At 53.8% G+C, this 19,352-nt stretch carries 18 protein-coding genes and 2 tRNA genes; 5 read left to right on the top strand and 15 right to left on the bottom strand.

What is annotated here, in order from left to right; genetic code table 11:
- Window positions 1-32 precede the first annotated feature (32 nt).
- From infB to rlmE, 10 genes are all read right to left on the bottom strand, one after another.
- Window positions 33-2,720, bottom strand: coding sequence for a translation initiation factor IF-2 (infB, locus tag QOT07_RS01980; RefSeq protein ID WP_207978098.1), 2,688 nt, complete (start codon window positions 2,718-2,720; stop codon window positions 33-35).
- Window positions 2,721-2,744: 24 nt separating this feature from the next.
- On the bottom strand, window positions 2,745-4,253 hold the full coding sequence (gene nusA / locus QOT07_RS01975; protein WP_085119476.1) for a transcription termination factor NusA: 1,509 nt from the start codon (window positions 4,251-4,253) through the stop codon (window positions 2,745-2,747).
- 21 nt (window positions 4,254-4,274) lie between these two features.
- Window positions 4,275-4,727, bottom strand: a complete 453-nt coding sequence (gene rimP, locus QOT07_RS01970) for a ribosome maturation factor RimP (protein ID WP_071827073.1) — start codon at window positions 4,725-4,727, stop codon at window positions 4,275-4,277.
- 217 nt (window positions 4,728-4,944) lie between these two features.
- Window positions 4,945-5,021: transfer RNA gene (locus tag QOT07_RS01965), tRNA-Met, on the bottom strand.
- 60 nt (window positions 5,022-5,081) lie between these two features.
- Window positions 5,082-5,168, bottom strand: a tRNA-Leu gene (locus tag QOT07_RS01960).
- Between the two features lie 78 nt (window positions 5,169-5,246).
- A complete protein-coding gene (gene secG / locus QOT07_RS01955) occupies window positions 5,247-5,582 on the bottom strand; it encodes a preprotein translocase subunit SecG (RefSeq protein ID WP_012004944.1) in 336 nt (111 codons plus the stop codon).
- 251 nt (window positions 5,583-5,833) lie between these two features.
- The gene (gene glmM, locus QOT07_RS01950) at window positions 5,834-7,171 is read right to left on the bottom strand and encodes a phosphoglucosamine mutase (RefSeq protein WP_283602472.1); all 1,338 of its coding nucleotides are present in this window, start codon (window positions 7,169-7,171) and stop codon (window positions 5,834-5,836) included.
- 7 nt (window positions 7,172-7,178) lie between these two features.
- Complete coding sequence (folP, locus tag QOT07_RS01945) at window positions 7,179-8,012, bottom strand: dihydropteroate synthase (protein ID WP_099064497.1); 834 nt, start codon at window positions 8,010-8,012, stop codon at window positions 7,179-7,181.
- A 92-nt stretch (window positions 8,013-8,104) separates the two neighbouring features.
- Window positions 8,105-10,036, bottom strand: a complete 1,932-nt coding sequence (ftsH, locus tag QOT07_RS01940; protein WP_085119471.1) for an ATP-dependent zinc metalloprotease FtsH — start codon at window positions 10,034-10,036, stop codon at window positions 8,105-8,107.
- A 56-nt stretch (window positions 10,037-10,092) separates the two neighbouring features.
- Entirely contained in the window at window positions 10,093-10,722 is a 630-nt protein-coding gene (rlmE, locus tag QOT07_RS01935) for a 23S rRNA (uridine(2552)-2'-O)-methyltransferase RlmE (RefSeq protein ID WP_099064496.1), read from the bottom strand.
- Between the two features lie 144 nt (window positions 10,723-10,866).
- Here rlmE and yhbY point away from each other — a divergent pair, with 144 nt between their 5' ends.
- The gene (yhbY, locus tag QOT07_RS01930) at window positions 10,867-11,160 is read left to right on the top strand and encodes a ribosome assembly RNA-binding protein YhbY (RefSeq protein WP_004933536.1); all 294 of its coding nucleotides are present in this window, start codon (window positions 10,867-10,869) and stop codon (window positions 11,158-11,160) included.
- A gap of 114 nt (window positions 11,161-11,274) precedes the next feature.
- On the opposite strand, the gene greA is transcribed toward yhbY, so the two are convergent.
- Window positions 11,275-11,751, bottom strand: a complete 477-nt coding sequence (greA, locus tag QOT07_RS01925) for a transcription elongation factor GreA (RefSeq protein ID WP_085119470.1) — start codon at window positions 11,749-11,751, stop codon at window positions 11,275-11,277.
- 256 nt (window positions 11,752-12,007) lie between these two features.
- Here greA and dacB point away from each other — a divergent pair, with 256 nt between their 5' ends.
- From dacB to pmrB, 3 genes are read left to right on the top strand one after another with little or no spacing between them, the layout of a single operon-like run.
- Window positions 12,008-13,441 carry a serine-type D-Ala-D-Ala carboxypeptidase gene (gene dacB, locus QOT07_RS01920; protein ID WP_099064495.1) on the top strand — a complete coding sequence of 478 codons (1,434 nt, stop codon included), beginning with the start codon at window positions 12,008-12,010 and terminating at the stop codon, window positions 13,439-13,441.
- 8 nt (window positions 13,442-13,449) lie between these two features.
- The gene (gene pmrA / locus QOT07_RS01915; protein ID WP_099064532.1) at window positions 13,450-14,112 is read left to right on the top strand and encodes a two-component system response regulator PmrA; all 663 of its coding nucleotides are present in this window, start codon (window positions 13,450-13,452) and stop codon (window positions 14,110-14,112) included.
- Window positions 14,109-15,170 carry a two-component system sensor histidine kinase PmrB gene (gene pmrB / locus QOT07_RS01910; protein WP_219015278.1) on the top strand — a complete coding sequence of 354 codons (1,062 nt, stop codon included), beginning with the start codon at window positions 14,109-14,111 and terminating at the stop codon, window positions 15,168-15,170. Before pmrA ends, pmrB begins: the two co-directional genes overlap by 4 nt.
- Window positions 15,171-15,211: 41 nt before the next feature.
- On the opposite strand, the gene cgtA is transcribed toward pmrB, so the two are convergent.
- The 4 genes from cgtA to rplU all read right to left on the bottom strand — a co-directional run bounded on the left by cgtA (window position 15,212) and on the right by rplU (window position 18,064).
- Entirely contained in the window at window positions 15,212-16,384 is a 1,173-nt protein-coding gene (gene cgtA / locus QOT07_RS01905) for an Obg family GTPase CgtA (RefSeq protein WP_099064493.1), read from the bottom strand.
- 16 nt (window positions 16,385-16,400) lie between these two features.
- A complete protein-coding gene (locus tag QOT07_RS01900) occupies window positions 16,401-17,372 on the bottom strand; it encodes a DMT family transporter (protein WP_099064492.1) in 972 nt (323 codons plus the stop codon).
- 105 nt (window positions 17,373-17,477) lie between these two features.
- Window positions 17,478-17,735, bottom strand: coding sequence for a 50S ribosomal protein L27 (gene rpmA, locus QOT07_RS01895; protein ID WP_004933559.1), 258 nt, complete (start codon window positions 17,733-17,735; stop codon window positions 17,478-17,480).
- 17 nt (window positions 17,736-17,752) lie between these two features.
- A complete protein-coding gene (gene rplU, locus QOT07_RS01890) occupies window positions 17,753-18,064 on the bottom strand; it encodes a 50S ribosomal protein L21 (protein ID WP_012004933.1) in 312 nt (103 codons plus the stop codon).
- A 269-nt stretch (window positions 18,065-18,333) separates the two neighbouring features.
- Here rplU and ispB point away from each other — a divergent pair, with 269 nt between their 5' ends.
- Complete coding sequence (gene ispB, locus QOT07_RS01885) at window positions 18,334-19,305, top strand: octaprenyl diphosphate synthase (RefSeq protein ID WP_099064491.1); 972 nt, start codon at window positions 18,334-18,336, stop codon at window positions 19,303-19,305.
- The last annotated feature ends 47 nt before the right edge of the window (window positions 19,306-19,352 follow it).

Raw genomic sequence — 19,352 nt, 5'->3', positions numbered from 1 at the left:
CCCCAGAACAGACTTAAGCAGATGTGCTAGCGTTAAGCGATGGTGCGTTGGATCTCGATGATTTCGAATACTTCGATCATGTCGCCGACGCGCACGTCGTTGTAGTTCTTAACACCGATACCACATTCCATGCCGTTACGGACTTCGTTAACGTCATCTTTGAAGCGGCGCAGGGATTCCAGCTCGCCTTCATAGATAACCACGTTGTCGCGCAGAACGCGGATTGGGTTGTGACGTTTGATATTACCTTCGGTAACCATACAACCTGCAATGGCACCAAATTTAGGCGATTTGAACACGTCACGCACGGCGGCCAGGCCGATAATCTGCTGCTTGTATTCAGGCGCCAACATACCGCTCATCGCCTGCTTCACTTCGTCGATCAGGTTATAGATCACGGAGTAGTAACGCAGATCCAGGCTTTCTGCTTCAATCACGCGGCGCGCAGAAGCGTCGGCACGAACGTTGAAGCCCAGGATGATGGCGTTGGAAGCCGCTGCCAGCGTGGCGTCGGTTTCGGTGATACCACCTACGCCAGAGCCAACAATCTTCACTTTCACTTCGTCGGTAGAGAGTTTCAGCAGTGATTCGCAAATCGCTTCACAAGAACCCTGTACGTCGGATTTCAGTACGATGTTCAGCTCAGAAACTTCACCGTCGGTCATGTTCGCAAACATGTTTTCCAGTTTGGATTTCTGCTGACGCGCCAGTTTAACTTCGCGGAACTTGCCTTGACGGTACAGCGCAACTTCACGCGCTTTCTTCTCGTCACGCACGACAGTCACTTCATCACCGGCAGCAGGAACGCTGGACAAGCCCAGGATCTCAACCGGAATAGAAGGACCTGCAGAGGTCACTTCGTGACCCAGTTCGTCACGCATCGCACGCACACGGCCGTATTCGAAGCCACACAGAACGATATCGCCTTTATTCAGCGTACCTTCCTGTACCAGCACGGTAGCAACCGGGCCACGACCTTTATCCAAGAAGGATTCGATAACTACGCCGCTGGCCATGCCGCTGCGTACCGCTTTCAGTTCGAGAACTTCAGAACGCAACAGGATAGCTTCCAGCAGTTCGTCGATACCAGTACCGGCTTTCGCAGATACGTGAACGAACTGTGCTTCGCCGCCCCACTCTTCCGGCATAACACCGTACTGGGACAGTTCCTGCTTAACGCGGTCCGGATCGGCTTCCGGCTTGTCAATTTTGTTTACTGCAACGACCAAAGGTACCTTCGCCGCTTGCGCATGCTGGATAGCTTCGATGGTTTGCGGCATAACGCCGTCGTCGGCAGCAACAACCAGAACAACGATGTCTGTCGCCTGAGCACCACGAGCACGCATTGAAGTAAAGGCTGCGTGGCCTGGGGTGTCCAGGAAGGTGATCATGCCATTTTCGGTTTCTACGTGGTAAGCACCGATATGCTGGGTAATACCACCGGCCTCGCCTGCTGCCACCTTGGTGGAGCGGATGTAGTCCAGCAGAGAAGTTTTACCGTGGTCAACGTGGCCCATGATGGTCACAACTGGCGCACGTGGCTCAGCCGCAGCACCGGTATCACGGTCGCTCATCAGCGCTTCTTCCAGCTCGTTCTCACGACGCAGGATAACTTTGTGGCCCATATCTTCAGCAACCAGCTGCGCGGTTTCCTGATCGATAACCTGGTTGATGGTGGCCATTGCACCCATCTTCATCATCGCTTTGATGACCTGGGAGCCTTTAACCGCCATCTTGTTAGCCAGTTCGGCTACGGTGATGGTTTCGCCGATCACAACGTCACGGTTAACCACCTGAGCCGGCTTGTTGAAGCCTTGCTGCAGAGTGCTTGGCTTACGCTTGCCTTTACCACCACGGGTCACGGCACGCGCTTCTTCACGGTCTGCTTTAGACTCGGAAAGTTTGTTGCCTTTCTTCTGCTTGGTCGCTTTACCGCCACGAGTGCGGGCGCGGCGTTCGCCTTCAACTTTAGCGTCGTTTTCGTCTTCGGCAGCACGGGCGTGCTGGGAAGTGGTTACATGATAATCGGCAGTTTCAACCGCTGCGCTGGCTTTCTCAGCAGCAGCCCATTCTTCGCCTTTCTCTTCGGCCATGCGGCGCGCTTCTTCCGCTACGCGTTTGGCGTCTTCTTCAACCTTGCGCCCAACTTCCTCTTCCGCTTTACGTTTCAGTTCTGCGGCTTCGGCTTCACGGCGTGCTTTTTCTGCCTGTGCTGGCTTGGTCATTTCGTCGGTATGTTGATTCGTCACTTTTTCTTTTTCCGCTGAATTACGCTTAGCGATCTCCGCGGCCTCACGTTTGGCTTGCTCTTCGGCTGCGCGCTTTGCTTCTGCTTCGCGTTTCGCCAGCTCTTCTGCTGCGCGCTGTGCCTGCTCTTCCGCTTCACGCTGTGCCTGCTCTGCCGCTTCAGCCTGTTGGGCTTCTGGCGTATCGCGATTTACATAAGTGCGTTTCTTGCGGACCTCAATTTGCACCGATTTACTTTTACCGCCGGTGCTCGGAATATTCAAGGTGCTGCGCGTTTTGCGCTGCAATGTAAGCTTACCCGGCGCGCTACCGTGTTCACGGTTCAAGTGCGCCAGTAAGGCTTCTTTCTCATGTTGGGTTACAGAGTCGCTCTCCGACTTGTTAATCCCTGCATCAGCAAACTGCTGTACCAGGCGATCAACTGGAGTTTGGATCTCTGCTGCCAGCGATTTTACGGTTACATCTGTCGTCATGCTGTTCCTTCCTGCTACAGTTTATTACGCGTTGTCGCCAAACCAACAGATATTACGTGCGGCCATAATCAGCTCGCCGGCTTGCTCATCGCTAAGCCCTTCAATATCAGCCAGATCGTCAACACCCTGCTCGGCAAGATCTTCCAGCGTACAAACCCCACGCGCGGCCAGTTTAAAGGCCATGCTGCGCTCAAGACCCGACAGGTTGAGCAAATCGTCAGCAGGTTTTTGGTCGCCCAGGCTTTCTTCTTGTGCCAGGGCCAGCGTGGTCAATGCAGCTTTGGCGCGATCGCGCAACGCTTCAACCATATCTTCATCCAGACCGTCGATTTCCAGCAGCTCTTTGATTGGCACGTAAGCCAACTCTTCCAGAGTAGAGAAGCCTTCTTCAACCAGTACGGTGGCGAAATCTTCGTCAATATCAAGATGTTTGGTGAAGGTATCAATGGCGGCATGAGCTTCGGCCTGGTGCTTGGCCTGCAGATCGTCCGCCGTCATCACGTTCAGTTCCCAACGGTCATCGTCACGATGTTGTTTTAACAGCTGGGATGCCAAACGCACGTTTTGGCCATTACGGCCGATCGCCTGTGCCAGATTGCTGGCTTCAACGGCGATATCCATGGTGCAATTATCTTCATCAACCACGATCGAGGCAACATCTGCCGGCGCCATGGCGTTGATGACGAACTGCGCAGGGTTATCATCCCACAGGATGATGTCGATACGTTCGCCGCCGAGCTCGCTCGAAACAGCCTGAACGCGCGCACCGCGCATACCGACACAAGCGCCGACTGGGTCGATGCGCTTGTCGTTGGTTTTCACTGCAATTTTTGCACGGGAGCCGGGATCGCGGGCTGCCGCTTTAATTTCAATCACTTCTTCGCCGATTTCCGGTACTTCGATGCGGAACAGTTCTTTCAGCATCTCGGCGCTGGAGCGGCTGACAAACAGCTGCGCACCACGGGCTTCAGGACGAACGGCGTACAGGATACCGCGGATGCGGTCGCCCGGACGGAAGTTTTCGCGTGGCAGCATGTCTTCACGGCCAATGACCGCTTCGGCGTTGCTACCCAGGTCCAGCGCAATGCTGTCACGGTTAACTTTCTTCACCACGCCGGTGACGATTTCACCTTCGTGCTGACGGAAGGCATCAACCACCATCGCGCGCTCGGCTTCACGAACTTTCTGTACGATAACCTGTTTCGCGGTCTGAGTGGTGATACGGTCGAAGGTGACAGATTCAATCTGATCTTCGATGTAACCGCCCAGTTCCATGCCTGGCTCTTCATACTGTGCAGCTTCCAGCGTGATTTCACGCGTTGGCTGAGTCACTTCATCTACAGCAACCCAACGGCGGAAGGTATCGAAATCACCCGTTTTGCGGTCAATGCTGACGCGAACTTCGATTTCCTGCTCGTATTTTTTCTTGGTGGCGGTGGCTAATGCGGTTTCCAGCGCTTCGAAAATCTTCTCACGCGGAAGGGATTTTTCATTGGAAACAGCTTCAACAACAGCCAGAATCTCTTTATTCATCCTAGTTGCCTCATCCAAACTTTAAAAGTGGGGTACCAGGTTCGCTTTCTGGATGTTGCTCAGCGCGAACACTTCATCTTTCCCTTCCACAGTAACCGTGATCATCTCGCCATCGACAGACTTGATAATGCCCTGCCATTTGCGACGGTTCTGTACGGCCATGCGCAGGACCAAGCTGACTTCGTCACCGAGGAAACGAGTATAGTGCTCGGCGGTGAACATCGGGCGATCAAGGCCAGGAGAGGAGACTTCCAAGTTGTAAGCGACTGTGATTGGCTCTTCGACGTCCAATACAGCGCTGACCTGGTGGCTGACATCAGCACAATCGTCAACATTGATGCCGTTTTCACTATCAATATAGATACGGAGCGTCGATTGGCGCGCACGAATAAATTCGATGCCTACAAGTTCAAAGCCCAACGCTTCTACCGGTGCCGAAAGCATCTCTGTTAATTTTTGCTCTAATGTGGACAAGCCCACCCCCAAGACATAAAAAAAGGGCCTAATAGCCCAGTGATTCTGTTGCCAAATAACAAAAAACCCCGAAAATTCGGGGCTTTATGCAACTGGACCCTGTTTGCCGCTAAGCGGCTTCGGTGCAACTTTCTAACAAGTGTCATTTTCAAATGTTGATCGAGAAAAGCGGAATTCAATCGAAAAGTGTATTTGAAAATAAACACTTAAAGGAAAGTGGTTGCGGGGGCCGGATTTGAACCGACGACCTTCGGGTTATGAGCCCGACGAGCTACCAGGCTGCTCCACCCCGCGTCCGAAAACGTGGCAAATATTACGCCGATAATCGCAAAATAGCAAGTTATCTCTGGGATTTGGTACCGAGGATGGGACTCGAACCCACAAGCCCGTTAGGGCACTACCACCTCAAGGTAGCGTGTCTACCAATTCCACCACCTCGGTACTGACTCTTACTGCTAACGGCTGTTATTTATATCGAGGTAACAACAACCGTTTTCAAACTCTGTTACTGCCTGGCGCTTACTGCGGGATATCGCTGCTCGGCTTGGTTGGTGCTGCCGGCGCGGTAGTCTGCTCAGATTTCACTGGCTGACCCAGATTTTCCCACTCGCTGCCTTTCTTGGTCTGGTTGGTGCTAAGGTTGCCCAGGATCAGACTGATGACGAAGAACAACGTCGCCAGCACAGCCGTCATGCGGGTCATGAAGTTGCCGGAACCACTCGAACCGAACAGCGTGCCAGACGCACCTGCTCCGAATGAGGCTCCCATATCAGCGCCTTTACCTTGCTGCAGCATAATCAGAGCTACCAGCCCGATTGAGATCAGCAGGAAAATTACCAGAAGAGCTTCGTACATAGTTGTACCCGTATCCTTGCGGCTTCACCGCGTGCCAAATGCTTCACACCCCATAGGCTTCTTTTCTAAAAAGAAGTCGCAGGCGTTATATCAAACTGCCCACTGAAGCGGGTGTGAATACTAACCAAAGGCGCTAAACCACGCAAGGGCAATTTGCAGCCACCGGCGCGTTTGCGGAAAAAAACACCAATAAAATTCGCAGTCTGTGATTTTCGGGGGCAACCACCGCCCCCGGACTCATCAGCGTTCAATTAACCCGCAGATTTCACCGCATCAGCGATACGATGCGCCAGCGCAGTCACCTGCTGCTCGTCTTCACCTTCCACCATCACGCGGATCAGGGGTTCGGTACCAGATTTGCGCAGCAGAACGCGACCGCGACCGGCCAGTTCCACTTCAACCTGCTCGGTAATTTTACGCATTTCTTCGGATTCCAGCGGGTTGTGCTCGCCGACAAAGCGCACGTTGACCAGAATTTGCGGCAGCAATTTCATGCCGCTGCACAGATCGTGCAGACTCATACTGTTACGAACAATCGCGGTCAGCACCTGCAGGCCGGCGACGATGCCGTCACCCGTGGTGGTTTTGTCCAGCAGGATCACGTGGCCGGAGTTTTCCGCACCGATACGCCACCCCAGTTCCTGCAGCTTCTCCAGTACGTAGCGGTCACCGACTTTCGCGCGTGCAAAGGGAATGCCCAACTGCTTGAGTGCCAGCTCCAGCCCCATGTTGCTCATCAGCGTACCGACCGCACCGCCGCGTAACTGGCCCTGACGCAGTCCTTCACGGGCAATGATATACAGGATTTGGTCGCCGTCGACCTTGTTGCCAAGGTGATCAACCATCATCACGCGGTCGCCGTCACCGTCAAATGCCAGGCCGACATGGGCTTTTTCCTGCAGCACACGCTCCTGCAGTTGACGAACGTCGGTCGCTCCGCATTTTTCATTGATATTCATGCCATCCGGCTCAACGCCGATGGCAATCACTGTGGCACCCAACTCGCGCAGCACGCTTGGCGCAATGTGATAGGTTGCGCCATTGGCGCAGTCCACCACGATTTTCAGGCCTTTCAGGCTCAGTTCGCTCGGGAAGGTACCTTTACAGAATTCGATGTAGCGGCCGGCAGCGTCGATGATCCGGCTGGCCTTGCCCAATTCTGAGGATTCCACGCAGGTCAGCGGTTTTTCCATTTCGGCTTCAATAGCTTCTTCAACATGGTCCGGCAACTTGGCCCCATCAATCGAGAAGAACTTAATGCCGTTGTCATAAAACGGGTTATGCGATGCGGAGATCACAATACCGGCTTCAGCACGGAAGGTACGCGTCAGATACGCTACCGCCGGCGTCGGCATCGGGCCGGTGAACGAGGCAGACAGCCCCGCTGCGGCAAGCCCGGCTTCCAGCGCCGACTCCAGCATATAGCCGGAGATTCGGGTATCTTTACCGATAATAATTTTACGAGATCCGTGACGTGCCAGTACCTTACCCGCCGCCCAGCCAAGCTTCAGAACAAACTCAGGGGTAATAGGACTATCACCGACCTTGCCACGAATGCCGTCGGTACCAAAATATTTGCGCTCGCTCATGTCTCTATCATCCCTTAGCTGAAAGTGTTGCCTCGACGACACGCATCGCCTCGACGGTTTCTTTAACGTCATGCACTCTGACAATCTGTGCGCCCTGCATGGCGGCGATCACCGCACAGGCCACGCTGCCGATGACCCGCTGCTCAGGGGGCACGTTAAGTAGTTGCCCAATCATCGACTTACGCGACATTCCCACCAACAACGGCAGGCCGAAGTGATGAAACTCGGACAATCTGGCCAGAAGCTGATAATTGTGCGCTAAATTCTTACCGAAACCGAATCCTGGGTCGAGCAGCAATTTCTGATTTGTAATCCCGGCGGCGTTACAGCGTTCAATATGCCGTTGGAAAAAGGCGTTTACGTCACCAATAAGGTCGTCATAGTGCGGCGCCTGCTGCATGGTTCGCGGTTCACCCTGCATATGCATCAGGCATACTGGTAGCCCAGTTTCTGCGGCTGCGGCCAGCGCACCCGGCTCCTGCAACGAGCGAACGTCGTTAATCAAATGCGCCCCCGCCAGGGCCGATTCACGGATCACCCCGGCTTTTGAGGTATCCACCGAGATAAAGACTTCAAAACGACGGGCTATCGCTTCCACCACGGGCACTACGCGTGCGATCTCTTCTTCTTCACTGACCTCTGCCGCTCCCGGTCTGGTCGACTCACCACCCACATCAATCATGGTCGCACCGGCCGAAATCAGTGCATGGGCATGCAGCAACGCCTGATTTAGCGAGTTGTGTTGGCCGCCGTCAGAAAAAGAATCCGGTGTTACGTTGAGGATCCCCATCACCCGTGGATGGGAAAGATCGAAAGTCGTGTCTCGCACGGTTAACTGCATTACTAATCCACCTTACTGTTGCCTGGTTCACTGCCCGCCGGACAATAAAAAACCCCGGCATGCCGGGGTTCGATGTTATTACACAGCCAAAGTTACTTGTCTAGCTGTTCAGACATGGTATTGCCTGGGTTTGGCGTACGCGGCTCATCTACCGGCGTTGGAGCTTTTGGTGTGCCACCATTGTCGGAGTTGCTGCCTTTGCTCGCATCGTCCCAACCCGCTGGCGGACGCACGTCTTTGCGGTTCATCAGATCGTCGATCTGTGGCGCATCGATGGTTTCATATTTCATCAGCGCATCCTTCATTGAATGCAGGATGTCCATGTTTTCCATCAACAACGCACGCGCACGGATGTAGTTGCGTTCGATCAGGGATTTAACTTCCTGGTCGATGATGCGCGCGGTTTCGTCCGACATGTGTTTCGCCTTGGCCACGGAACGACCCAGGAACACTTCGCCCTCTTCTTCCGCATACAGCAGTGGCCCCAGCTTCTCGGAGAAGCCCCACTGGGTCACCATGTTGCGGGCAATCGAGGTCGCCACTTTAATGTCGTTCGACGCACCGGTAGAGACTTTCTCTGGCCCGTAAATGATCTCTTCAGCCAGACGACCACCGTACAGAGTAGAGATTTGGCTCTCCAGTTTCTGACGGCTGGCGCTGATTGCATCGCCTTCCGGCAGGAAGAAGGTGACACCCAATGCACGGCCACGAGGAATAATCGTTACCTTGTGTACCGGGTCGTGCTCAGGAACCAGACGACCGATAATGGCATGGCCTGCTTCGTGATACGCGGTCGACTCTTTCTGCGCTTCGGTCATCACCATGGAGCGACGTTCCGCACCCATCATGATCTTGTCTTTGGCTTTTTCGAACTCAACCATCGACACGACGCGTTTGTTGCCGCGAGCGGCAAACAGCGCTGCTTCGTTGACCAGGTTAGCCAGGTCAGCACCGGAGAAGCCCGGAGTACCACGTGCCAATACTGAAGCATCAACATCTGGCGCCAAAGGCACGCGACGAGAATGCACTTTCAGGATCTGCTCACGGCCACGTACGTCTGGCAGACCAACCACAACCTGACGGTCGAAACGGCCTGGGCGCAGCAATGCCGGGTCAAGCACGTCTGGACGGTTGGTCGCAGCGATGACGATAATGCCTTCGTTGCCTTCAAAGCCGTCCATCTCAACCAGCATCTGGTTCAGCGTTTGCTCACGTTCATCATGACCGCCACCCAGACCGGCGCCACGCTGGCGACCGACGGCGTCGATTTCATCGATAAAGATGATGCACGGAGCCGCTTTTTTGGCCTGTTCGAACATGTCACGCACACGAGACGCACCGACACCCACAAACATTTCCACGAAGTCGGAACCGGAAATGGTGAAGAACGGCACTTTTGCCTCGCCGGCGATCGCTTTCGCCAACAGCGTTTTACCGGTCCCTGGAGGGCCAACCATCAGCACGCCTTTAGGGATCTTGCCGCCCAGTTTCTGGAAACGGCTCGGCTCGCGCAGGTATTCCACCAGTTCGCTCACTTCGTCTTTTGCTTCGTCACAACCAGCAACGTCAGCAAAAGTGGTTTTGATCTGGTCTTCCGTCAGCATGCGGGCCTTGCTCTTGCCAAAGGACATCGCGCCCTTGCCGCCGCCGCCCTGCATTTGCCGCATAAAGAAGATCCAAACCCCGATCAGCAACAGCATTGGGAACCACGAAATAAAGATAGAAGCCAGCAAACTCGGCTCTTCAGGTGGTTCACCAACAACTTTCACATTCTTGGTTAACAACGTATCCAGCAATTTAGGATCGTTGACAGGGATGTAGGTCGTGTATTTGTTACTGTCTTTCTTGGTAACGTTAATTTCACGTCCGTTGATTCGCGCTTCGCGAACCTGGTCCTGGGTCAGCTCGGACATGAAGGTAGAGTAATCCACCCTACGGCCATTCGACTCGCTGGGCCCAAAGCTCTGGAATACAGACATCAACACTACCGCGATGACTAACCAGAGAATTAGGTTTTTCGCCATGTCACTCAAGGGATTAACCTCATATTACAACTGTGTTAACAAACAGCGTTAGGGTACTACAGCTTGCGCCCTGTCGCTACAATGTACACTTCGCGCGAACGTGCGCGGGAAGCGTCTGGCTTACGAATCTTAACCTTCGTAAACAGGGAGCGAATTTCCCGTAGGTACTCGTCAAAACCATCTCCCTGGAACACCTTCACCAGGAAACTTCCGCCTGGTGCGAGGACATCACGACACATTCCCAGTGCTAATTCCACCAGATACATCGATCTTGGAATATCGACGGCCGGAGTGCCACTCATATTCGGGGCCATGTCAGACATAACCACCTGAACCTTGCTTTCACCTACACGTTCCAACAGAGCCTTGATCACCAGTTCATCACGAAAATCGCCCTGAAGGAAATCGACGCCAACGATAGGATCCATTGGCAAAATATCACAGGCGATAATACGGCCGGAACCGCCGATCTGGGTCACGACATATTGCGACCAGCCCCCCGGTGCCGCACCCAAGTCCACTACGGTCATACCGGGTTTAAACAGTTTGTCACTCTGCTGTATTTCATCAAGTTTAAACCAGGCGCGCGAACGCAGCCCTTTTTTCTGCGCCTGTTGAACATATTTATCGCTAAAGTGTTCTTGTAACCAGCGACTGGAGCTAGCAGAACGCTTTTTATTAGCCATCTCGTTTTCCAACTATCATAAAAAGAGTCTTAATGTCAGGTTCGCTGCTCATGTAGACTCACACCGGTGAAGACCGATTTGGTGATATACATGAGATGGCGGTAGAATGTACCGTTTTCAATCCCAACTTAAGCAAAAAAGACAATGAATCTGAATAATAAACAAAAACAGCACCTGAAAGGCCTGGCGCATCCGTTAAAACCGGTTGTCATGCTGGGTAATAACGGTCTCACCGAAGGGGTGCTGGCTGAAATTGAACAGGCTCTGGAGCATCATGAGCTGATCAAGGTAAAAATCGCTGCTGAAGATCGCGAGACCAAAACCCTGATCGCCGACGCTATCGTGCGTGAAACGGGTGCCTGCAACGTGCAAGTCATCGGCAGTACGCTTATTCTTTACCGCCCGTCTAAAGAGCGCAAGATCAGTCTACCGCGTTAATAAGCATTGGGTTAACGAAAAGGTGCCATGCACCTGATTCAGATAAAAGGCCGCGTGCGGCCTTTTTCCTTTCTTTACAAAACCCTGGCGATTTTCTGAACGAATGCAGAGAGATCAGAGATAATCAACCTTCAAGATCTCATAATCGACATCGCCACCCGGGGTTTTTATCACGACCACGTCATCAACTTCTTTACCGATCAAACCGCGCGCCATCGGTGAATTCACCGAAATCAGATTTTTCTTGAAATCGGCCTCGTCGTCACCAACGATGCGGTAGGTCACTTCTTCTTCGCTATCCAGGTTCATCACCGATACGGTGGAGCCAAAAATCACGCGGCCATTATTTGGCATCTTGGTGATATCGATCACCTGCGCGTTCGACAGCTTGGCTTCAATTTCCTGGATACGCCCTTCGCAAAAACCCTGCTGCTCACGAGCGGCATGGTACTCTGCGTTTTCTTTCAAATCGCCGTGTTCACGGGCGTCAGCGATGTCCGCAATGATTTTCGGACGGCGCACCCCTTTCAAAAAATCGAGTTCTTCACGCAGTTTTTCAGCGCCAAACAAGGTCATCGGAATCTGTTTCATAATGTAAATACCTCTAAATCTTTCCTGTTCAAATAACCGTCATCCTGACGTGTTCGAATGAAAAAACGGTGGGTACATGCCCCCCGCCTCCAGGCGACAAACAAAAGAAGCCTGACTCGGAACTGTTGCCCAAGTCAGGATCGATTTTGCATTTTGATACGCATTTTAGCGTAGAGTTCCTTGAGGGTCATCGTTTACTTTTTCCCTGAATGCACCGTAGTATGACGGCACGTTATCCAGCTGTTATCCCGAGATTATGCGTTTTTCACGAATTGTCAGTGCATTGGCTTGCGCATTTGTTCTAAATGCGAATGCGGCCCCGGTTGAAGATTACACACAATATTTGCCTGATGGGGCCAACCTTGCCCTGGTAGTTCAGAAGATCGGTGCAGACACACCGACCATCGATTATCACTCTCAGCAAATGGCGTTGCCGGCCAGTACCCAGAAAGTGCTGACCGCGCTGGCTGCATTATTGCAGCTCGGCCCCGACTATCGCTTCACGACCACGCTGGAAAGCCAGGGTGATATCAGTGACGGCGTGCTGCGCGGTAACCTGATTGCCCGCTTCAGCGGCGATCCGACCTTTAAGCGCCAAAGTCTGCGCAACATGGTGGCGATCCTGAAAAAACAGGGCGTACGCCAGATCACCGGCGATGTGCTGGTCGATACTTCGGTATTCGCCAGCCATGACAAAGCCCCCGGTTGGCCGTGGAACGACCTGACGCAGTGCTTCAGCGCACCACCGGCGGCGGCGATAGTCGACCGCAACTGCTTCTCGGTGTCGCTGTACAGCGCGCCAAATCCGGGCGACATGGCCTTTATTCGCGTGGCCTCCTATTATCCGGTGAATATGTTCAGCCAGGTACGTACGCTGGCGAAAGGTTCTGCGGACGCCCAATATTGCGAACTGGATGTGGTGCCGGGCGAGTTGAACCGCTTTACGCTGACCGGCTGTCTGACCCAACGCAGCGACCCACTGCCGCTGGCTTTTGCTATCCAGGATGGCGCCAGCTATGCCGGTGCTATTTTAAAAGATGAGCTGAAACAGGCCGGCATTCAGATCGACGGCCACCTGAAGCGTCAGACCCAGCCAGGCCTGAAAGGAACGGTGATCGCCCAAGCTCAATCAGCGCCGCTGCACGAGTTGTTGAAGATCATGCTGAAGAAATCGGACAACATGATCGCCGATACCGTATTCCGCACTATCGGCCATGAGCGTTTTGGCGTTCCGGGCACCTGGCGTGCCGGTGCCGACGCGGTGCGTCAGGTCCTTCGTCAGAAAGCCGGCGTCGATTTGGGTAACAGCATCGTGGTAGACGGCTCAGGCCTGTCACGCCATAACCTGCTGGCCCCGGCAACCATGATGCAGGCATTGCAGTACATTGCGCAGCATGACAGCGAGCTAAACTTTATTTCGATGCTGCCGTTATCCGGCTACGACGGAACCCTGCGTTACCGTGGCGGTCTGCATGAAGCCGGTGTCGACGGCAAGGTTTCTGCCAAAACCGGTGCGCTGCAAGGCGTGTATAACCTGGCCGGGTTTATCACCACCGCCAGCGGACAGCGTTTTGCCTTCGTACAGTATCTGTCAGGCTATGCCGTGCCGCCGGAAGATCAGAAACAGCGCCGTGCTCCCTTGGTACGTTTCGAAAGCCGCCTGTACCGGGATATTTATCAGAATAACTGAGGGTTATGATGAAACTGCTGATTGTTGAAGACGATGAGCTGCTGCAACAAGGCCTGGCACTGGCATTAGCCGGGGAAGGCTATGCCTGCGACTGCGCCGCCACGGCGGCGGAGGCCAGTGCTCTGCTCCTCACCAGTCAGTACAGTATGATTATCCTCGATCTGGGCCTGCCCGACATGGACGGCGCCAGCCTGCTTCGGCAGTGGCGCCGCCAGCAAGTTGAATTGCCGGTACTAATTCTGACAGCACGTGACGCACTGGAAGATCGTGTCGACGGGCTGGATGCCGGCGCCGACGATTACCTGGTGAAGCCCTTTGCTTTGGTTGAGCTGCAGGCGCGCGTGCGAGCGCTGATCCGCCGCTACCAGGGCCACAGTGACAATCTCATGCAGTTGGACGATCTCCAGCTCAATCTCTCCAGTCAGCAGGTTTATGTTCAACAACAGCCGGTGGAAGTCACTCCAAAAGAGTTCGCCATCCTGTCGCGTCTGATGATGCGCGCCGGACAAACGGTCAACCGTGAACTGCTGCAGCAGGATCTTTATACCTGGCAGGATGATTTGGGCTCTAACACGCTGGAAGTGCATATCCATAACCTGCGCCGCAAATTGGGTAAGGATCGCATCCGTACCGTTCGCGGTATCGGCTATCGCCTGGAATCCTCATCATGATCAGCATGCGCCGTCGTCTGTTGTTGATGCTGGCGCTGATCCTTTTGGTCACCCAGCTTATCAGTGCCTTTTGGCTGTGGCATGAAAGCCAGGAGCAAATCAGCTTCCTGGTGGATGAAACCCTGTCGGCCAAGGTTCGTACCGAGCGTGTCGATACGGAAATCGCCGAAGCGATAGCCTCGTTGCTCGCCCCTTCACTGATCATGATGATCGTCACCCTGCTGGCCTCATTTTGGGCTATCAGCTGGATTATCCGACCGCTTAATCAACTGCAGCAACGGCTGGAAAAGCGCTCCGCCGATAACCTGACGCCACTGCCGCTCAACAGTGACAGTCTGGAAATGATGGCGGTTACCACCACACTCAACCAATTGTTCTCGCGACTGGATAACACCATCCAACAGGAACGGCTGTTTACCGCCGATGCCGCCCATGAGCTGCGTACACCTCTGGCGGGGATCCGTCTGCATCTGGAGTTAATGGAAAAGCAGGGGATCCCGCAAAGCGGACCGCTGATTACCCGCATTGACCAACTGATGCACACCGTCGAGCAATTGTTGATGCTTGCGCGCGCCGGGCAAGATTTTGCCAGTGGCCATTATCAACGCTTCGATTGGGTGAGCGACGTTATTCAACCGCTACGGGAAGAACTCGAGGAGTTGGCTGCGCAACGCGGACAAAGTCTGCAATGGCAGCTTCCGGCCACCGCGCCGGTACATGGCGACCCGGTGCTGTTACGTCTGCTGCTGCGCAACCTGGTGGAGAATGCCCATCGTTATAGCCCCGAGGGCAGCAGGATCCAGGTGCAACTGACTCGGCAGGATCGCGGGCATCGGCTACAGGTGATCGATGAAGGACCGGGCGTCAAAGAGAAAATGGTCGGCGAACTCACCCAGGCCTTCCGCCGTATGGATCAGCGCTATGGCGGCAGTGGGCTGGGGCTGAACATCGTGACCCGTATTGTACAACTGCATCAGGGCCGCTTAACGTTGGAAAACCGTCAGGATACCCACGGGCTCAATGCTCAATGCTGGTTGCCGGAAAACGTATTGAAATAAAAAAAGGGCCCAGTATTAACTGAGCCCCTCTCTTCGCAAGATTACTTCTGGTAAACGATTTCGACGCCTTCGTCGTCTTCTTCATCCCAGTCGTCATCCCAGTCGTCATCCGCTTCAGCTTCCACTTCAGCGATCTGTTCACGATGGTAATCATCCCACATGAACTCGACTTTCTCCGGCGCGCTTTCTGCGATGGCCATGGCTTTCGGTTGGGTATTGATAAACTTCATCACATCCCAGCACAGCGCATTGACACCTTCGCGATTGACGGCGGAGATCATGTAGTATTTACCTTCCCAACCCATGCCCTCTGCAATCGCCTTGGCACGTTCGGCAGCTTCTTCTTCGCCTATCACATCAATCTTGTTGAAAACCAGCCAGCGAGGCTTCTGCGACAGATTCTCGCTATACTGATTCAACTCATTGATGATGATTTTGGCATTTTCTACCGGGTCAGACTCATCGATTGGGGCGATATCCACCAGGTGCAACAGCACGCGGCAACGCTCCAGATGCTTCAGGAAGCGAATACCCAGACCAGCGCCGTCAGCGGCACCTTCGATCAGCCCTGGGATATCGGCAACCACGAAGCTTTGCTCGTGGTCCATACGCACCACACCCAGGCTTGGTACCAGAGTGGTAAACGGATAGTCAGCCACTTTCGGCTTGGCAGCAGACACGGCGCGGATAAAGGTCGACTTGCCGGCGTTCGGCAGGCCTAACATACCCACATCGGCCAGCAGCAACAGCTCCAGCAGGATGTCACGAGCTTCACCGGCGGTACCCAACGTTTTCTGACGCGGAGCACGGTTGACCGATGATTTAAAACGGGTGTTGCCCAAACCGTGCCAACCGCCTTTCGCCACCATCAGACGCTGCTCATGACGGGTCATGTCACCGAGGATCTCGCCGGTGCCCTGATCCTGCACGCGAGTACCTACCGGTACCTTGATGGTAATATCTTTGCCACGCTTGCCGGTACAGTCACGGCTCTGACCGTTCTGGCCACGTTCGGCGCGGAAAGATTTCTCAAAGCGGTAGTCGATCAGCGTGTTGAGGTTTTCGTCCGCCAACAGATAGACGTCGCCGCCATCGCCGCCGTCACCACCATCAGGCCCGCCGTTCGGGATATACTTTTCGCGACGGAAGCTGACGCAACCATTACCACCGTCACCTGCAACGACCAAAATCGCTGCTTCATCTACAAACTTCATTTACCGTCTCCGTAAATCATTCACCAGGCTGCTTCAAAGGAGCAACCAGGCGGGGTTCTGCCCGTCGCGGCCACCAACGGTGACCAATTGCGGAAAACATGGCGCCCGCTACCACCACGAAAGCACCGACATAGCCGACGACATTTAATGTCGGGGCGGCGAATACGTGTGGCCAGGCCAGCGCCAATAAATCTGAAAAAAGCAGGGTAAACAGCGGTGTCAGCGTCACTAACGCGCTCACCTGTGCCGCCTGCCAGCGCGCCATGGCCTCAGCCAGCGCACCATAACCAATCAGCGTGTTGGCACCACAGAACAGCAGACAGGCTAATTGCCAACCGCTGAGCTGGAAAATCACCTCCGGCCTGGCCAGAGGAAATAACGCCACTGCACATAAAGTGTACAACATTACCAGGATTTGCGGCGAGGCCAATCGACGCAGCAACACTTTCTGCGCAACGCCATAAGTAACCCAGACCGTTGCCGCACACACACCCAACAACACCCCAAGGGTGTAATCCGTCAGGCGGGTGAAAATTTCAATCAGGCTGACGTTGAAGAACAACAGCAACCCGCAGATTAGCATCAGCGCGCCAATCACCTGGGTAATACGCATGCGCTCTTTTAAAATCAGCACGCTGGCAAACATCATGCCGACCGGCGATAGTTGGCCGATCACTTGCGATGCTGTCGGGCTGAGATACTGCAGTGAAGAGCTGAAGAAAATAAAATTCCCCAGCAAGCCTGCGGTGGCGATGGCCAGAATCAACAACCAGCGCGGTTGACGGAACAGGGTCACCGGCGGCAACTTGCCACGCACGGCCAAAATAAGCCCCAATCCAAGTGCAGCAATGGTAAATCGATACCAAACGATGGTAAACGGCTCCATCACTACCAGCACTTCTTTCATCGCAATCGGCAATGCACCCCAGCAAACTGCCGTAGTCACCGCCAGAGAAATGCCAATTCCGACCTGCTGTTTCGTTTCCATCTTACCTTTGCCAGCGCTGACGGGCCGATACACAAGCAGCCCATAAATGTAAAAAGCCCCGCAACGAATTGCGGGGCTTACATCTATTTAGTAAGGCTCGGAAAATTATTCAGCTTCGATGCTGATAAATTTACGATTGCTCGGGCCTTTAACTTCGAATTTGACTTTACCGTCTTTCAAAGCAAACAGAGTGTGGTCTTTGCCGCAACCCACGTTGGTACCAGCGTGGAATTTAGTGCCGCGCTGACGAACGATGATGCTGCCTGCCAGTACTGCTTCGCCGCCAAAGCGTTTTACGCCCAGACGTTTAGCTTCTGAATCGCGACCGTTACGAGTCGAGCCGCCAGCCTTTTTGTGTGCCATTAATCTGCTCCCCTAACTTAAGCGCTGATGCCGGTGATTTTAACGTCAGTGAACCACTGACGGTGGCCCTGCTGCTTACGATGGTGCTTACGACGACGAAACTTAACGATCTTAATTTTCTCGCCACGACCGTGAGCAACGACTTCAGCTTTGATCTTACCGCCATCGACGTAAGGAACGCCGATTTTGATATCTTCGCCATTAGCGATCATCAGAATCTGGTCAAACTCAACTGCTTCACCAGTTGCGATGTCCAGCTTTTCCAAGCGAATGGTTTGACCTTCGCTTACTCGGTGTTGTTTACCACCACTTTGGAAAACCGCGTACATATAAAACTCCGCTTTCCGCGTGCCCAACTGTTTAGTACAGAGCGCGCTATAAATATTCACAATAGGGCGCGAATTCTACGCAATAATCCAGCATATGACAAGAGCAGAATAAGACCAGAAGCAGAAAAAAGAAGAAAAAAAGCACAGTTTCTTTCATGGCGTTTATCTGAGCCGTTTTTCAAGTACAATCAGAGGGACAGTTACCGCCATGTACCGATGTGAGCAGCGATCTCAACGCGGTGAAGAGAAACACAGCTGAAAAAAATACAATGAACCTAGAGCAAATTACCGAGTTAACCGCGCAAGATATGGCGGCCGTGAACGCAACAATTCTCGAACAGCTGAATTCCGATGTCACGCTCATCAATCAGCTTGGCTATTACATTATCAGTGGTGGCGGTAAACGCATCCGCCCGATGATCGCCGTTCTGGCGGCGCGGGCGTTGCATTATCAGGGTGATAAACACATTACCGTGGCTGCGCTGATCGAATTCATTCACACCGCTACCCTGCTGCATGATGACGTGGTGGATGAATCAGATATGCGCCGCGGCAAGGCCACCGCCAATGCCGCCTTCGGCAATGCCGCCAGCGTGCTGGTCGGCGACTTCATTTATACGCGTGCTTTCCAGATGATGACCAGCCTGGAATCGCTGCGCGTGTTGGCGCTGATGTCAGAGGCCGTCAACGTGATAGCCGAAGGCGAAGTGCTGCAGTTAATGAACGTCAACGATCCGGACATTACCGAAGAAAGTTACATGCGGGTGATCTACAGCAAAACCGCACGTCTGTTTGAAGCGGCAGCACAGTCCTCAGCCATCCTTTCAGATGCAAGTGAAGCAGAAGAAAAAGCGCTGCAGGATTACGGTCGCTACCTTGGCACCGCTTTCCAGTTGATCGATGACCTGCTCGATTACAGCGCCGACGGCAGCACGCTGGGTAAAAATACCGGTGACGATCTCAATGAAGGGAAGCCGACACTGCCGTTACTGCACGCCATGCATAACAGCGAAGGCGCACAGAAAACCATGATCCGTGGGGCTATTGAACAAGGTAACGGCCGTCATTTGCTGGAGCCCGTGTTGGAGGCCATGCAGCAATGCGGCTCCCTGGAATATACCCGCCAGCGTGCTGAGGAAGAGGCCGACAAGGCCATTGCCGCATTGCAGGTTCTCCCGGAATCCGCTCATCGTTCCGCGCTGGAAGGATTAGCGCATCTTGCGGTTCAACGTGATTTTTAAGAAACAATAAACGTCTTGCTGTTTCCACAGACCCGCTCTGCGGGTCT

The sequence above is a fragment of the Serratia proteamaculans genome, assembly GCF_949794035.1.
GTDB lineage: Bacteria > Pseudomonadota > Gammaproteobacteria > Enterobacterales > Enterobacteriaceae > Serratia > Serratia proteamaculans.
The sequence above is the reverse complement of the archived record's forward strand: the minus strand, read 5'-3'. Positions and strand labels throughout refer to the sequence as shown.

What these genes read in the sequence shown, in the direction of transcription:
- infB (WP_207978098.1), bottom strand. Translation starts at nt 2,720, where the DNA reads ATGACGACAGATGTAACCGTAAAATCGCTGGCAGCAGAGATCCAAACT.
- nusA (WP_085119476.1), bottom strand. Translation starts at nt 4,253, where the DNA reads ATGAATAAAGAGATTCTGGCTGTTGTTGAAGCTGTTTCCAATGAAAAA.
- secG (WP_012004944.1), bottom strand. Translation starts at nt 5,582, where the DNA reads ATGTACGAAGCTCTTCTGGTAATTTTCCTGCTGATCTCAATCGGGCTG.
- glmM (WP_283602472.1), bottom strand. Translation starts at nt 7,171, where the DNA reads ATGAGCGAGCGCAAATATTTTGGTACCGACGGCATTCGTGGCAAGGTC.
- folP (WP_099064497.1), bottom strand. Translation starts at nt 8,012, where the DNA reads ATGCAGTTAACCGTGCGAGACACGACTTTCGATCTTTCCCATCCACGG.
- ftsH (WP_085119471.1), bottom strand. Translation starts at nt 10,036, where the DNA reads ATGGCGAAAAACCTAATTCTCTGGTTAGTCATCGCGGTAGTGTTGATG.
- rlmE (WP_099064496.1), bottom strand. Translation starts at nt 10,722, where the DNA reads ATGGCTAATAAAAAGCGTTCTGCTAGCTCCAGTCGCTGGTTACAAGAA.
- yhbY (WP_004933536.1), top strand. Translation starts at nt 10,867, where the DNA reads ATGAATCTGAATAATAAACAAAAACAGCACCTGAAAGGCCTGGCGCAT.
- greA (WP_085119470.1), bottom strand. Translation starts at nt 11,751, where the DNA reads ATGAAACAGATTCCGATGACCTTGTTTGGCGCTGAAAAACTGCGTGAA.
- dacB (WP_099064495.1), top strand. Translation starts at nt 12,008, where the DNA reads ATGCGTTTTTCACGAATTGTCAGTGCATTGGCTTGCGCATTTGTTCTA.
- pmrA (WP_099064532.1), top strand. Translation starts at nt 13,450, where the DNA reads ATGAAACTGCTGATTGTTGAAGACGATGAGCTGCTGCAACAAGGCCTG.
- pmrB (WP_219015278.1), top strand. Translation starts at nt 14,109, where the DNA reads ATGATCAGCATGCGCCGTCGTCTGTTGTTGATGCTGGCGCTGATCCTT.
- cgtA (WP_099064493.1), bottom strand. Translation starts at nt 16,384, where the DNA reads ATGAAGTTTGTAGATGAAGCAGCGATTTTGGTCGTTGCAGGTGACGGT.
- QOT07_RS01900 (WP_099064492.1), bottom strand. Translation starts at nt 17,372, where the DNA reads ATGGAAACGAAACAGCAGGTCGGAATTGGCATTTCTCTGGCGGTGACT.
- rpmA (WP_004933559.1), bottom strand. Translation starts at nt 17,735, where the DNA reads ATGGCACACAAAAAGGCTGGCGGCTCGACTCGTAACGGTCGCGATTCA.
- rplU (WP_012004933.1), bottom strand. Translation starts at nt 18,064, where the DNA reads ATGTACGCGGTTTTCCAAAGTGGTGGTAAACAACACCGAGTAAGCGAA.
- ispB (WP_099064491.1), top strand. Translation starts at nt 18,334, where the DNA reads ATGAACCTAGAGCAAATTACCGAGTTAACCGCGCAAGATATGGCGGCC.